This window comes from Pseudomonas sp. S3_B11, assembly GCF_054667715.1.
In genome coordinates, this window is the sequence record NZ_CP162749.1 from 1193880 (window position 1) to 1210653 (window position 16774).

Sequence of the window (16774 nt, forward strand, 5' to 3'; positions counted from 1 at the left end):
ATGAATGCTGAAGACGCCTTGAAACTTGCTCGCCGGTTTATCGGGTTGCCCCTGGAAAAGCGCCGGATGTTCCTGGTCGCGCTGGACAAGGAGGGCGTGGAGTTCAGCGGTTTTCCCATCCCCCAGGGCGTCGAGGACGAGGATCGCCAGGCCTTGTCCTATGCCCAGCAGCGCATGTGGTTTCTCTGGCAACTGGAGCCGGGCAGTGGCGCCTACAACCTGCCGGGAGCGGTGCGGCTCAAGGGCGCGTTGAGCCTGCCGGCGCTGGAGCAAGCTTTCGCCAGCCTGGTGGCCCGGCATGAAACCCTGCGCACGGTGTTCCAGCGCCAGGCCGACGACAGCCTCCTGCAAGTGCCCTCCAGCACGGCACTGGCGATCGGGCGCAAGGACTTCAGTGCCTTGCCGGCTGCCGAACGCGAGCAGGCGGTGCGCCGGGCCGCCGAAGCACAATCGATGCGGCCCTTCGACTTGTCCAGCGGCCCTTTGCTGCGGGTCGAATTGCTCACGCTCGATGAACAGGAACATGTGCTGCTGCTGACCTTGCACCACATCGTCTCCGATGGCTGGTCGATGAATGTGCTGATCGACGAGTTCATCCGCTGCTACGACGCCCATGAAGCGGGCGTGGCGCCGCAACTGGCCGACTTGCCGATCCAGTACAGCGACTATGCCCTGTGGCAGCGGCGCTGGCTGGAGGCCGGTGAGCAGGCGCGTCAACTGGCGTATTGGCAGGCGCAACTGGGCGATGAACACCCCGTGCTGGAACTGCCCATCGAGCACCCGCGCCCGGCGATGCCCAGCTATCGCGGCACGCGTTTTGAATTTGCCGTGGAGCCGGCGCTAGCTGAGCAACTGCGCACCACCGCCCAGCAGCACAACATCACCCTGTTCATGCTCCTGCTCGGCGCGTTCAACGTACTGTTGCATCGCTACACTGGCCACACCGATATCCGCGTCGGCGTGCCCATCGCCAACCGCAACCGCGCGGAAACCGAAGGGCTGATCGGTTTCTTCGTCAACACCCAGGTATTGCGCACCGAGCTCGGCGGCCAGACCCGTGTCGATGAGTTGTTGCGCACGGTCAAGGAAGCGGCCCTCGGCGCCCAGGCCCATCAGGACCTGCCGTTCGAACGGTTGGTGGAAGCCCTGAAACTGGAGCGCAGCCTCAGCCACACGCCGCTGTTCCAGGTGATGTACAACCACCAGCCGCAAGTGGCCGACATCGCCAGTATTCGCACGGCCTCGGGGCTGGAGTTGTCGATGCTGGAATGGCAGAGCCGCACCACGCAGTTCGACCTGACCCTCGACACCTGGGAAAAGGCCGGCAAGCTGCACGCGGCGCTGACCTATGCCAACGATCTGTTCGACGCCGCCACGGTCGAGCGCATGGCCCGGCACTGGACGCGACTGCTGCAAGGCATGGTTGCCGACAGCCGCGCGCTCGTCGCTGAGTTGCCGTTGCTTGAAGCTGATGAGTACCAACGCCTGATCCATGACTGGAACCCTGTGGACGCGCCGTTCGACCAAGGGCTGTGCATCCACCAGATGATTGCTCGTCAAGTTGAAGCCATGCCAGATGCCTTGGCGGTGACCTTCGCCAACACCCAACTGAGCTACAGCGAGCTCGACGGTCGCGCCAATCGCCTGGCTCATAAACTCATCGAACTGGGTGTGGGCCCGGAAGTGCGCGTCGGCGTGGCGATGCCGCGCTCCGAACACCTGCTGATCGCCTTGCTGGCAGTGCTCAAGGCCGGTGGCGCCTACGTGCCGCTGGACCCGGATTACCCGGTTGAGCGCGTGGCCTACATGCTCGACGACAGCCGTGCGCGGGTGTTGCTGACTGAGCAAGCGGTGGCGGCGACGCTGAGTGTGCCGGCTGAAACCGAAGTACTGATGCTCGACCAGCTCGATCTTTCACGCTATCCATTGCGCGCACCGCACAGCAGCGTCACGCCAGACAACCTCGCCTACGTCATCTACACATCCGGCTCCACCGGCAAGCCCAAGGGCGTGGCGATTGCTCATCGCAATGTGCTGGCGCTGATCGACTGGTCCAAATCCGTCTACAGCTGCGATGACATTCAGGGTGTGTTGGCTTCGACTTCGGTGTGCTTCGATCTGTCGGTGTGGGAGTTGTTCGTGACCCTGGCCAACGGCGGTTCGCTGATCATCGCGCACAATGCCCTGGAATTGCCGCAACTGCCGGCCCGGGATCAGGTGCGGCTGATCAACACCGTGCCCTCGGCGATTGCCGCGTTGCTACGCAGCGATGAGATCCCGGCCAGTGTGCGCATCATCAACCTGGCTGGAGAGCCCCTGAAGCAAAGCCTGGTCGACAGTCTGTACGCAGATGCCAACTGTGGGAGCGAGCTTGCTCGCGATAGTGGGGGGCCAATCAATGATCGGCTAACTGAAAGGGCGCCATCGCGAGCAAGCTCGCTCCCACAAGGGATAGCGCATGTCTACGACCTCTACGGTCCATCCGAGGACACCACCTATTCCACCTGGACCCGCCGCACCGCCGGCGGCACGGCGAACATCGGCCGGCCCCTGAAGCACACCGCCAGCTACCTGCTCGACGCCGACCTGCAACCAGTGCCCCAAGGCGTCTCGGCAGAGCTGTACCTGAGCGGCGCGGGCATCACCCGTGGTTACCTCGGCCGCGCGGCGATGACCGCCGAAAAATACGTGCCCAATCCGTTCTCCACAACCGGCGAACGCCTGTACCGCACCGGGGACTTGAGCCGTTACCGCGCCGATGGCGTGCTCGAATACCAGGGCCGTATCGACCATCAGGTAAAGATCCGCGGCTTCCGTATCGAACTGGGGGAAATCGAAGCGCGGCTGCTGCAACAGCCCGAGGTGCGTGACGTCGCGGTCCTGGCCCAGGACGCCCCGGGCGGTCAGCAACTGGTGGCCTACGTGGTCGTCCCGACGCTGAACCTGAATGCCACCGAAGCCCAACGCGCCCTGCGCGATGAACTCAAGGCCGCCCTGCGCGAACACCTGCCGGACTACATGATCCCGGCGCACCTGCTGTTCCTCGAACAACTGCCCCTGACACCTAACGGCAAACTCGACCGCAAGGCATTGCCGGCCATTGATGGCAGCGAGCAGCAACGCGAATTTGTCGCGCCCAGCAGTCCGCTGGAAAAAGCCCTCGCGGCGATCTGGCAGGACGTGCTGAACCTCGACAGCATCGGCCTGGAAGACAACTTCTTCGAGCTGGGCGGCGACTCCATCGTCTCCATGCAAGTGGTCAGCCGTGCGCGGCAGGCCGGGATCGTGCTCAATCCCAAATCGCTGTTTCAACACCAGACCCTGCGCAGCCTGGCACTGGTAGCGCGCCAGGGTGACAGTCATGGGATCGATCAGGGCCTGGCGCGCGGCGCGGTGCCGTTGACGCCGGTGCAGCATTGGTTCTTCGAGCGCGACATTCCCGAGCGGCAACACTGGAACCAGTCGCTGTTGCTGGTGCCTGGCGAGCGCCTCGACGTCGTGGCATTGGGATCGGCCCTGGCCCGTTTGACTGAGCACCACGACAGCCTGCGCCTGCGCTTTATCCAAGTGAACGGAGAGTGGCAGCAAGCCTATGCCGAGCCGTCGGCGGTCAGCCTGTTGTGGCAGCGCCAGGCAACGTCGGTGGAACAGCTCAACGCCTTGTGCGACGACGCCCAGCGCAGCCTCGACCTGGAAGACGGGCCGCTGCTGCGGGCCTTGCTGGTGGACATGGCCGATGGCAGCCAGCGCGTGCTGCTGGCGATTCATCACTTGGTGGTGGACGGTGTTTCGTGGCGTGTTTTGCTGGACGATCTGCAACAGTTCTACAGCCAATTGCAGGCCGGTCAGGCGATCCAGGTACCGGCCAAAACCAGCGCTTATGGGCAATGGGCCGCGCACCTGCACGGGCATCTCGATGGCTTCATGGACAGCCTCGATTACTGGCGCGCCCAGGGCAATGCGCCAGCGGGCAACGGCTTGCCGTGTGATTACCCCGAGCGGCTGCTGGAGGCCCGTGACGAGCGCAAGGTCCAGGTGCGCCTGGACGCCGAACAGACCCGTCAACTGCTGCAGCAGGCGCCGAAGGCCTACCGCACCCAGGTCAACGACCTGCTGCTGACCGCGCTGGCCCGTACGATCTGCCGCTGGACCGGCCAGGGCAGCACGCTGATCCAACTCGAAGGCCATGGCCGCGAAGACCTGTTCGATGGCGTTGACTTGACCCGTACCGTCGGTTGGTTCACCAGCCTGTTCCCGGTCAGCCTCAGCCCGGCGCCGGCGTTGAGTGCCTCGGTCAAGGCCATCAAGGAACAACTGCGCGCCGTCCCGGACAAGGGCCTGGGCTACGGCGTGCTGCGCTACCTGGGCGAACCTGAAGTGCGTGCCGAACTGGCGGCCTTGCCGGCACCGCGTATCACCTTCAACTACCTGGGCCAGTTCGACCGGCAGTTCGACGACGGCGCGCTGTTCGTGCCGTCCAGCGAAGGCAGTGGCGCGGCGCAACATGCCCGGGCGCCGCTGGCGAACTGGTTGACGGTGGAAGGCCAGGTCTACGGCGGTGAGCTGTCCCTGAACTGGGGTTTCAGCGAGCGGCTGTTCAAGCACCAGACCATCGAGACACTGGCCGCTGACTACCTCGCCGAACTGGGTGCGTTGATCGAACACTGCTGCGCGCTGGAAACGCCGCAGGCCACGCCATCGGACTTTCCCCTGGCACGCATCAGCCAGGCACAACTCGACAGCCTGCCGGTGCCCGCCGGGCAGTTGGACGACCTTTATCCACTGTCACCGATGCAGCAGGGCTTGCTGTTCCACACCTTATACGAGCAGGCGGCGGGGGAGTACATCAACCAGTTGCGGGTGGACGTCCAGGGCATCGATGCCCAGCGCTTCGCTGACGCCTGGCAGGCCACCCTCGACGCCCACGAAATCTTGCGCAGCGGCTTTGTCTGGCAGGGCGATCTTGAGCAGCCGTTGCAGATCGTCCGTCGACAAGTCGAGTTGCCGTTCACGGCCCTCGATTGGCGCGGGCGCGATCACCTCGCCGAGGCCTTGAATGAGCGCGCCGAGGCCGAGCGCCGCCAGGGCTTCGATCTGACCCAGGCGCCATTGCTGCGCCTGGTGCTGGTGCAGACCGAGGCCGAGCGCTGGCACCTGATCTACACCCATCACCACATCCTGATGGACGGCTGGAGCAACGCCCAACTGCTCGGCGAAGTCCTGCAGCGCTACAGCGGTCGCTTGCCCAAGGCCAATGTCGGGCGTTATCGCGACTACATCGCCTGGCTGCAACGCCAGGACGCTCAACTGAGCGAGACGTTCTGGACCGACCAGTTGGCAGCCCTGCAAGAGCCAACCCGGTTGGCGCGCGTCATATCCGTCGGCGAAATCCACAGCGGCCACGGCGACCATTTCCAGACCCTGGACGCTTCTCGCACCCAGGCCCTGGAACAATTCGCCCGCCAACAGAAAGTCACCCTCAACACCTTGGTGCAAGCGGCGTGGCTGTTGCTGCTGCAACGCTACACCGGCCATGACAGCGTCGCCTTCGGTGCCACCGTGGCTGGGCGTCCGGCGGATCTGCCGGGCATCGAGCAACAGGTTGGCTTGTTCATCAACACCTTGCCGGTGATCGCCGCGCCGCGTCCGGACCAGTCGGTCGGTGCCTGGCTGCAAGCCGTGCAGGCGCAGAACCTCAGCTTGCGGGAATTCGAGCACACGCCATTGGCGGACATCCAGCGCTGGGCCGGGCAGGGCGGCGAGGCGCTGTTCGACAACATCCTGGTGTTCGAGAACTACCCGATTGCCCAGGCCCTGGCAGAAGGTGCCGGGCAGGGCGCGGTGTTTGGCGAAGTCACTCACCTGGAGCAAACCCATTACCCGTTGAGCGTGGCCGTGACCCTCGGCCAGACCCTGGCGCTGCACTACAGTTTTGACCGGGCACATTTCAGCCCTGCGGCCATCGAAGGCATCAGCGCGCATCTGTTGCAGCTGTTGGAACGCTTCGCCGAGTCGGCGGTGCGCAACCTGGGGCAAATCGCCCTGGTCAGCGCCGAGGAACAGGCCCGGCAACAGGCCGCCAACCTTGCGCAGCCGTACCCGACCGGCATCGCCGTGCATCAGCGCATCGCCCATCTGGCGGCGCAAAAGCCCCAGGCTACGGCGGTGATCTTCGACGGCCAGCGTTTCAGCTATGGCGACATCGACCGGCGCGCCAACCAGTTGGCCCACGCCTTGATTGCCCGTGGCGTGGGGCCGGAAACCCGCGTTGGTGTGGCCCTGCCGCGCAGCGAAGGGGTGATCGTCGCGCTGCTGGCAGTGCTCAAGGCTGGCGCGGCCTATGTGCCGCTGGACACCAGTTACCCACGCGAACGCCTGGCGTACCTGATGGAAGATTCCGGGCTGGCGCTGTTGCTCACCGACTCCCGAGTGTCGGCGCAGTTGCCCCTGGCAGGCGCCGCCCAGTTGCTGGAACTCGATCGCCTGGACCTGAGCCTGCAACCGAGCAACGCCCCAGCCGTGCGTATCGATCCGCAGAACCTGGCCTATGTCATCTACACCTCCGGTTCCACCGGCAACCCCAAAGGTGTCAGCGTGGCCCATGGTCCGCTGGCGATGCACTGCCAGGCCATCGGCGAGCGCTACGAGATGCGCGACAGTGATTGCGAATTCCATTTCATGTCGTTCGCCTTCGACGGTGCCCATGAACGCTGGCTCACCAGCCTGACCCACGGTGCTTCGCTGCTGATTCGCGACGACAGCCTGTGGACCCCGGAACAGACCTACAACGCGATGCGCGAGCACGGCGTGACGGTAGTGGCGTTCCCGCCGGTGTACCTGCAACAACTGGCCGAGCACGCCGAGCGCGAGGGCAACCCGCCGAAGGTGCGCATCTACTGCTTCGGCGGCGATGCGGTGCCCAACGCCAGCTTCGAACGGGTCAAGCGCGCCCTCGATCCGGACTTCATCATCAACGGCTATGGCCCGACCGAAACCGTGGTCACCCCATTGATCTGGAAAGCCGGTCGTGACGTGACCTGTGGCGCCGCCTATGCACCCATCGGCAGCCGCATCGGCGACCGCAGCGCCTACGTGCTCGACGCCGACTTGAACCTGCTGCCCCAGGGCATGGCCGGCGAACTGTACCTGGGTGGCACCGGGCTGGCGCGGGGTTACCTGAAGCGTCCGGGCCTGACCGCCGAGCGCTTTGTCGCCGACCCGTTCAGCTGCAGCGGCGGCTTGCTCTACCGCACCGGCGACCTGGTGCGCCAACGCGCCGATGGCACTTTCGATTACCTGGACCGTATCGACAACCAGGTGAAGATCCGCGGCTTCCGCATCGAACTGGGTGAAGTCGAAGCCAGCCTGCAAGCCCTGGACAGCGTGCGTGAATCGGTGGTGGTGGCCCAGGAAGGCGCCGCTGGCAGCGGCAAGCGCCTGGTCGCCTATGTGGTGGCCGATGAACCGGTGCGGGAGGGTTTCGCCGAGCACCTGCGTGGACAACTCAAGGCGACGTTGCCGGCGCACATGGTCCCGGCCTACTTGCTAGTGCTCGAACGCCTGCCGCTGACCCCCAACGGCAAGCTCGACCGCAAGAACCTGCCCAAGCCTGACGTCAGTCAATTGCAGCAAACCTACATGGCGCCGCGCAGCACGCTGGAACAGCAACTGGTGTCGATCTGGCAGGATGTGCTCAAGCTCGCGCAAGTGGGCCTGCGGGACAATTTCTTCGAACTGGGCGGTGACTCCATCGTCTCGATCCAGGTGGTCAGCCGTGCACGTCAGGCCGGCATCCATTTCACCCCCAAGGACTTGTTCCAGCACCAGACCATCGAGGCGCTGGCGGCGGTGGCACGTCTGGGCGAAACCACCCAAGCCGTCGATCAAGGGCCGGTCACCGGTGAGTTAGCGCTGTTGCCGGTACAACGGCTGTTCTTCGAACAGGCGATCGCGCAGCGTCAGCACTGGAACCAGGCGGTGATGCTCAAGCCGACACAAGGACTCGATGCGCGGGTGCTGGAGCACGCCTTGAACGCGCTGGTGGTGCATCACGATGGCCTGCGTTTGAGCTTTACCGACGCGGGCGAGGGTTGGCAGGCACGTTACCGTTCGCCAGCCAGCCACGGCGAAAACCTGCTCTGGTTGGCGGACGTGCCAGATGCCCAGGCCCTGGCAAACCTTGCCAACGCAGCGCAACGCAGCCTGGACCTGCAAGACGGGCCGCTGCTGCGCGCGGTATTGGCGACGCTGGCCGATGGCAGCCAGCGGCTGTTGCTGGTGATTCACCACCTGGTGGTGGACGGCGTGTCGTGGCGGATTCTGTTCGAGGATCTGCAAAGCGCCTACCGTCAGTTGTCCAGCGACCAGGCCTTGCAGTTGCCGCCCAAAACCACTTCGGCACGGGCCTGGGCCGAGCACCTGCAAGGCTATGCCGGCAGCGCGCCGTTGCAGGAAGAGCTGGCGTACTGGCAGGCGCAGCTCGATGGCGTCGATGGGCAGTTGCCGATGGACAATCCACAGGGAGGCCAGCAGAACCGCCTCGCGCTGACCGTGCGCAGCCGACTCGATGCGTCACTGACTCGCCAGTTGCTGCAAGATGCGCCCAAGGCCTATCGCACCCAGGTCAATGACCTGCTGCTCACCGCATTGGCCCGGGTCATGGTGCGCTGGACCGGCGCCGACAGCGCGCTGATCCAGCTCGAAGGCCATGGCCGTGAAGCCTTGTTCGAAGACGTGGACCTGACCCGCACCGTCGGTTGGTTCACCAGCCTGTACCCGGCCAGGCTCACGCCGGTGGCGGACCTGGGGCATTCCCTCAAGCAGATCAAGGAACAACTGCGGGCGATTCCGAACAAGGGCCTGGGCTTTGGGGTCCTGGCCCATCTGGGCGATGACGCGGTGCGGGGGACTTTGGCGCGCCTGCCGACACCGTGCCTGACGTTCAACTACCTGGGCCAGTTCGACGCCAGTTTCAATGAGGCCGACGGCGCCTTGTTCGTGCCGGCCAGCGAGTCGGCCGGCGATGAGCTGAACGCCGAGGCGCCGCTGTCCAATGTCCTGGCCCTGAACGGGCAGGTGTTCGGCGGCGAGCTGAACCTGGGGTGGACCTTCAGCCGCGAGGTGTTCAACGAAGCCACCGTCCAGGCCCTGGCCGACGATTACGCCCATGAGCTGCAAGGGCTGATCGAGCATTGCTGTGACGACGGGCATTGCGCTGTGACGCCGTCGGACTTCCCCCTGGCGAGCCTGGACCAGCAGCAACTGGATGGGCTGCCGGTGGCGACGGCGCAGATCGCCGACCTGTATCCGCTGTCGCCGATGCAGCAGGGGATGTTGTTCCATGCGGTCTACGGTGACGTCAGCGGCGATTACATCAACCAACTGCGCCTGGACGTCGAGGGGCTGGATCCGGAACGCTTCCGCCAGGCTTGGCAGGCAACGGTGGACGCCCATGACATCCTGCGCACGCGGTTCGTCTGGCAGGGGGATTTGCCGGGGCCGGTGCAGGTGGTCAGTAAACACCTGGCGCTGCCTTACAGCTTGCATGACCTGCGGGCCGATCCACAGCGCGATCAGAGCTTGCAGGCCCTGGCCGATGGCGAACGCCAGCAACTGCACCTGGGTGCGCCGGCCCTGTTGCGACTGGTGATCGTGCGCCTCGACGAGCAGCGCTACCACCTGATCTACACCCACCATCACATCCTGATGGACGGCTGGAGCAACTCGCAATTACTCGGCGAAGTGCTGCAACGCTACAGCGGCCAACCTGTCGTCGCATCGGGCAGCCGCTACCGGGACTACATCGCCTGGCTGCAACGCCAGGATGCGGTGGCCAGCGAAGCGTTCTGGACGCCTGTGCTGCAACGCTTGGAGGCCCCGACGCGGCTGGCCGATGTCATTGCACCACCGGCCCAGGCCGGTACCGGTTATGGCGACCATGTGCAGATCCTGGACGAGACGCTGACCCGACGCCTGGAAGCCTTCGCCCGTGCCTCGAAAGTCACCGTCAACACGCTGGTGCAGGCCGCGTGGCTGCTGCTGTTGCAGCGTTACACCGGCAAAGACACCGTGGCTTTTGGCGCGACGGTGGCCGGTCGTCCGGCGGACCTGCCGGGCATCGAACAGCAGATCGGCCTGTTCATCAACACCTTGCCGGTGATCGCCAACCCACAGGCCGGGCAGTCCCTGGACAGTTGGCTGCAAGCGGTGCAGGCGCAAAACCTGGCGCTGCGCGAATTCGAGCACACCGCGTTGCTGGACATCCAGCGCTGGGCCGGGCAGGGCGGGGAAGCGCTGTTCGACAGCCTGTTGGTGTTCGAAAACTATCCGATTGCCCAGGCCCTGGAGCAGGGCGCGCCGGACGGTTTGCGCTTTGGTCCGCCGCTCACCCAGGAACAGACCAACTACCCGTTGACTCTGCTGGTGGGCCTGGACCGTCAATTGTCGGTGCACATGAGCTACCAGCGGGCGAGCTTCGAACCCGCCACCGTGGTGCGATTGGCAACGCATCTGGCCCAGTTGCTGGGCCAGATGACGGCCCATGGCGAGCGCTGCCTGGGTGAACTGTCGATGCTGGCGTTCGATGAGCATCAGCGCCTGGTCCATGACTGGAACCCGCTGGACACGCCGTTCGAGCAAGCGTTGTGCATCCACCAGATGATTGCTCGTCAAGTTGAAGCCATGCCAGATGCCCTGGCCGTCACTTTCTCCAACACCCAACTGAGCTACAGCGAGCTCGACGGTCGCGCCAATCGCCTGGCTCATAAACTCATCGAACTGGGTGTGGGCCCGGAAGTGCGCGTCGGCGTGGCGATGCCGCGCTCCGAACACCTGCTGATCGCCTTGCTGGCAGTGCTCAAGGCCGGTGGCGCCTACGTGCCGCTGGACCCGGATTACCCGGTTGAGCGCGTGGCCTACATGCTCGACGACAGCCGTGCGCGGGTGTTGCTGACTGAGCAAGCGGTGGCGGCGACGCTGAGTGTGCCGGCTGAAACCGAAGTACTGATGCTCGACCAGCTCGATCTTTCACGCTATCCATTGCGCGCACCGCACAGCAGCGTCACGCCAGACAACCTCGCCTACGTCATCTACACCTCCGGCTCCACCGGCAAGCCCAAGGGCGTGGCGATTGCCCATCGCAACGTGCTGGCGCTGATCGACTGGTCCAAATCCGTCTACAGCCGGGATGACATCCAGGGTGTACTCGCCTCCACGTCGGTGTGTTTCGATCTGTCGGTGTGGGAGTTGTTCGTGACCCTGGCCAACGGCGGTTCGCTGATCATCGCGCGCAATGCCCTGGAACTGCCGCAACTGCCGGCCCGCGATCAGGTGCGGCTGATCAACACCGTGCCCTCGGCGATTGCCGCGTTGCTACGCAGCGATGAGATCCCGGCCAGTGTGCGCATCATCAACCTGGCTGGAGAGCCCCTGAAGCAAAGCCTGGTCGACAATCTGTACGCAGATGCCAACTGTGGGAGCGAGCTTGCTCGCGATAGTGGGGGGTCAATCAATGATCGGCTAACTGAAAGGGCGCCATCGCGAGCAAGCTCGCTCCCACAAGGGATAGCGCATGTCTACGACCTCTACGGTCCATCCGAGGACACCACCTATTCCACCTGGACCCGCCGCACCGCCGGCGGCACGGCGAACATCGGCCGGCCCCTGAAGCACACCGCCAGCTACCTGCTCGACGCCGACCTGCAACCAGTGCCCCAAGGCGTCTCGGCGGAGCTGTACCTGAGCGGCGCGGGCATCACCCGTGGTTACCTCGGCCGCGCGGCGATGACCGCCGAAAAATACGTGCCCAACCCGTTCTCCACAACCGGCGAACGCCTGTACCGCACCGGTGACCTGACCCGTTATCAGGCCAACGGCAATTTGCAGTACGTCGGCCGTATCGACCATCAAGTGAAGATCCGCGGCTTCCGTATCGAACTGGGAGAAATCGAATCGCGGCTGCTGCAACAGCCCGAGGTGCGTGACGTCGCGGTCCTGGCCCAGGACGCCCCGGGCGGTCAGCAACTGGTGGCCTACGTGGTCGTCCCGACGCTGAACCTGAATGCCACCGAAGCCCAACGCGCCCTGCGCGATGAACTCAAGGCCGCCCTGCGCGAACACCTGCCGGACTACATGATCCCGGCGCACCTGCTGTTCCTCGAACAACTGCCCCTGACCCCCAACGGCAAGCTCGAGCGCAAGGCCTTGCCGGCGGTGGAGACCGGTCTGTTGCAGGCCGGTTATGTCGCCCCGGCCAGTGCACTTGAACAGCAGGTCGCGGCGATCTGGGCCCAGGTGCTCACGGTGGAACGCGTGGGTTTGAACGATCACTTCTTCGAGCTGGGCGGCCATTCGCTGCTGGCGGTCAATGCCGTCTCGCGCATGGCGCTCGAACTGGGGTTGACGCTGACCCCGCAACTGATTTTCCAGCACCCCGTCCTGGGGGAATTTGTCGCGCAACTCGACACCGGGGACGGGCCGATCGATGAACAGAAACTGAACAAGCTGGAAGCCCTGCTTGATGAAATGGAGGAAGTCTGATGGACAAGAGTGTTGCTTTGAGGATTGCCAAGCGCTTTATCACTCTGCCGCTGGACAAACGTAAGCTCTACCTGGAAAAGATGCTCGAAGAGGGCGTCTCGCCGGCCAATCTGCCGATCCCCGAGGTCCGCTCCGGGTTCGAACAGATCGCGCTGTCCTATGCCCAGGAGCGCCAGTGGTTCCTGTGGCAGATGGACCCCCACAGCTCGGCCTATCACATCCCCAGTGCCTTGCGCCTCAAAGGACGGCTGGACGTAGCGGCCCTGGAGCGCAGCTTCAACGCCCTGGTCGAGCGCCACGAGAGCTTGCGCACCACCTTCATCGAGAACGGCGAGCAGACCGTGCAGGTCATTCACCGGCAAATGCCCCTGCGCATCACGGTCGAGGCGTTGCCCGTCGGTTCGCCGCTCAGCCAGGACGACAGCATCAAGGCGTTCGTCGAGCGCGAGAGCGCGCGCCCATTCGACCTGCGCCAAGGGCCGTTGCTGCGGGTTTCGCTGTTGAACATCGCCGAGGACGACCACGTGCTGGTGCTGATCCAGCACCACATCATTTCCGATGGCTGGTCGATGCAGGTGCTGGTGGACGAACTGGTGCGCCATTACGCCGCCGACACCGTCGGCCAGTCCCTGGTCTTGCCGGAACTGACCGTGCAGTACGCCGACTATGCGATCTGGCAGCGCCACTGGCTCGAAGCCGGTGAGCGCGAGCGACAATTGGCCTATTGGGTCCAGACCCTGGGCCGCGAACAGCCGGTGCTGGAGTTGCCGCTGGATCATCCGCGCCCACCCGTGCAGAGCTTTCGTGGTGCACGCCTGGACTTGAACCTGGCGCCGGAACTGGGCGCCGCGCTCAAGCAACTGGCCCAGCGCGAAGGGGCCAGCCTGTTCATGGTGTTGCTGGCCTCGTTCCAGGCCTTGCTGCACCGCTACAGCGGCCAGCCGCAGATCCGTGTCGGCGTGCCGGTGGCCAACCGCAACCGGGTCGAAACCGAGGGCCTGATCGGCTTTTTCGTCAACACCCAGGTGCTCAGCGCCGATGTCGATGGGCAATTGCCGTTCGACCGCCTGCTCGCCCAGGTCAAGCAGTCGGCCATGGCCGCCCAGGCTCATCAGGACCTGCCGTTCGAACAGTTGATCGAGGCCCTGCAGCCGGAGCGCAGCCTCAGTCACAGCCCGATCTTCCAGGTCATGTTCAACCACCAGACCGCCAGCGACACCCAGGACCGGCAGATGCAATTGCCGCAGCTGAGCATCGAGGACCTGGTGTGGGAAGGGCACACCGCCCAGTTCGATTTGACCTTGGGCACGTATGAAACCGGGCAGGGTGTGCTCGCGGAGCTGACCTACGCCACCGATCTCTTCGAACCAAAGACCATCGAACGCCTGGCCCGTCACTGGCAGAACCTGCTGCAAGGCATCGTCGATGCACCGCAGCAACGTATCGGCGAGTTGCCGTTGCTCGATGCCACCCAGCAGCGTCTGACGCAGCAAGATTGGCACCGTATGGTTGATCATGGCTCCACGGCGTGTGTACACCAGCGCATCGCCGAACAGGCCCGCGTCAGCCCCGATGCGCTGGCGCTGACGATCGATGGGCAGGCCCTGACCTACGGGCAGTTGGATGCACGCGCCAACCAGCTCGCCCACCGCTTGATTGTCCTGGGCGTGACGCCTGACCAGCCGGTGGGGATCGCGTTGGAGCGCAGCGCCGAGATGATTATCGGCCTGCTGGCGATCCTCAAGGCCGGCGGCGCCTACGTGCCACTGGACCCGGCGTACCCTGAGGATCGCCTGGCCTACATGATCCAGGACAGCGGTATCGAACTGCTGCTGACCCAGGCCCGTTTGCAGGCTCGATTACCGATCCCGGCAACGCTCGAAACCCTGTTGCTGGATCAGCCGGATGCTGCCCTGCAGGAGGCCCCGCGCAGCTGCCCGGCGGTGGCGCTGAGCGCCGAACACTTGGCTTACGTGATCTACACCTCCGGCTCCACCGGCAAACCCAAGGGGGTGATGGTGCGCCATGGCGCGCTGAGCAATTTCGTCTCCAGCATGATCGCCCAGCCAGGCCTCACGGCCAGCGATCGCATGCTGTCGCTGACCACCTTTTCCTTCGATATTTTTGGCTTGGAGATCTACGGGCCGCTGTCGACCGGGGCCAGCGTGGTGCTGACCGGCCAAAACGTACACCAGGATCCGCAGGCGGTGCTGGCGCTGATCGAACGGCACGACGTGACGGTGCTGCAAGCCACCCCTTCGAGCTGGCGCATGTTGCTGGATCATGAACAATCTGCGCTGCTGGCAGGTCGCACCTTCCTGTGCGGCGGCGAGGCGTTGCCCCTTGAGTTGGCGCAACGGCTGCTGGCGCTTTCACCGAAGGTCTGGAACCTCTATGGCCCGACCGAAACCACGATCTGGTCGGCGGTGCATCCGCTGAGCCCTGAAAACAGCCGTCCGTTCCTTGGCCAACCCCTGGACAACACGGCGCTGTACATCGTCGGCAGCGACCTGACGCTCAACCCGCCTGGCGCGCCGGGTGAATTGCTGATCGGTGGCGACGGACTGGCCCGCGGTTACTTCCAGCGTCCGGCCCTGACGGCCGAACGCTTTGTGCCGGACCCGTTCTCCACAACGGGCGAGCGCCTGTACCGCACCGGTGACCTGACCCGCTATCGGGCTGAAGGCGTAGTGGAGTACATCGGCCGTATCGACCATCAGGTCAAGATCCGCGGCTTGCGCATCGAACTGGGGGAAATCGAAGCGGCGCTGCTGGCCCAGGCCAGTGTGCGGGAAACCGTGGTGGTGGCTCATGAAGGCCCGACCGGCGCGCAACTGGTGGGCTATGTAGTGCCCATTGACGCAGTGCCACAAGCGGATGCCGAGGCCTCATTGCGCACCGCGCTCAAAACCGCGCTCAAGGCGCAATTGCCGGAATACATGGTGCCGGCGCATCTGCTGTTCCTCGCGCAACTGCCGTTGACGCCCAACGGCAAGGTCGATCGCAAGGCGTTGCCGGCCCCGGATGCCAGCGAGTTGCAACGTGCCTATGTGGCGCCCGGCAGTGCGCGTGAGCAACAGGTGGCGGCGATCTGGCAGGAGGTACTCAAGCTCGAGCGTGTCGGGCTTGTGGACAACTTCTTCGAGTTGGGCGGACATTCGTTGCTGGTGACCCAAGTGGTGTCGAGGGTCCGTCGGGCGCTGGATATCGAGGTGCCGTTGCGCAGTCTGTTCGAACACAGCACGTTGCAGGATTTTGTGCAGGCCCTCGACGCCGGCCACGGTGAGCAACCGTTGGCGCTGGTGCCGGTACCCCGGGACAAGCCGTTGCCATTGTCCTTTGCCCAGGAACGCCAATGGTTCCTGTGGAAAATGGACCCCGACAGCGCCGCCTACAATATTCCGACGGCGCTGCGGCTGCGCGGTGCGCTGGATACAGGCGCCCTGCGTCAAAGCTTTGCAGCGCTGCTGGAGCGTCACGAAAGTTTGCGCACCACCTTCGTCGAAGACGATGGCCGGACCTGTCAGGTGATGCGTGCCCAGGGGCAGGTCGACTTCGTCGAGCAGCGTCTGGCGGTGGATGACGAGGCCGGTATCCAGGCATTTATCGAGCAGCAGACGCAACGCCCGTTCGATCTGCTGAACGATGCGCTGTTGCGCGTCGGCCTGCTGGCGCTGAGCGAGCAAGAGCACATCCTGGTGCTGACTCTGCATCACATCGTTGCCGACGCCTGGTCGTTGCAGGTGATGGTCGATGACCTGATGAGCCTGTACTCGGCGTTCATCCAGGGCCAGTCCGCGCAGTTGCCAGCCCTGGCGGTGCAATACGCCGACTACGCCGTCTGGCAGCGGCAATGGATGGCTGCCGGTGAACGGGACCGGCAACTGGCCTACTGGACCGAACAACTGGGCGATGAACAGCCGCTGCTGGAACTGCCCACCGACCATCCGCGTCCGGCTCAGCAAAGCATGCGCGGCGCACGGTTGCCGGTCGTGCTCGATCGCGCGTTGAACGACGCCCTCAAAGCCTTGGCCCGCCGGGAAAACATCACGTTGTTCGTGCTGTTGCTCGGTTCCTTCCAAGCGTTGTTGCACCGTTACAGCGGCCAGGCCGACATTCGCGTCGGGGTGCCGATTGCCAACCGCCAGCGCCTGGAAACCGAGCGATTGATCGGGTTTTTCGTCAATACCCAGGTGCTGCGAGCCGAATTCCACAGCGACTTGACCGGCGCCGCTTT

Annotated in this window: 2 protein-coding genes (1 of these 2 running past the window's edge); both read left to right on the forward strand. The window is 64.5% G+C overall.

All coding sequences use genetic code 11. The annotated features are described in order from the left end of the window. Entirely contained in the window at positions 1–12537 is a 12537-nt protein-coding gene (locus AB4O22_RS05765) for a non-ribosomal peptide synthetase (protein ID WP_460095980.1), read from the forward strand. Next, positions 12537–16774: the 5' end (the start) of a non-ribosomal peptide synthase/polyketide synthase gene (locus tag AB4O22_RS05770; protein ID WP_460095981.1), read on the forward strand. The gene runs 9358 nt beyond the window's last position; 4238 of the gene's 13596 nt are visible here — the first part of the coding sequence; the start codon lies at positions 12537–12539; the stop codon falls past the right edge of the window. Before AB4O22_RS05765 ends, AB4O22_RS05770 begins: the two co-directional genes overlap by 1 nt.

Coding starts and splice junctions, on each gene's coding strand:
- AB4O22_RS05765 (WP_460095980.1), top strand. CDS start 1: ATGAATGCTGAAGACGCCTTGAAACTTGCTCGCCGGTTTATCGGGTTG.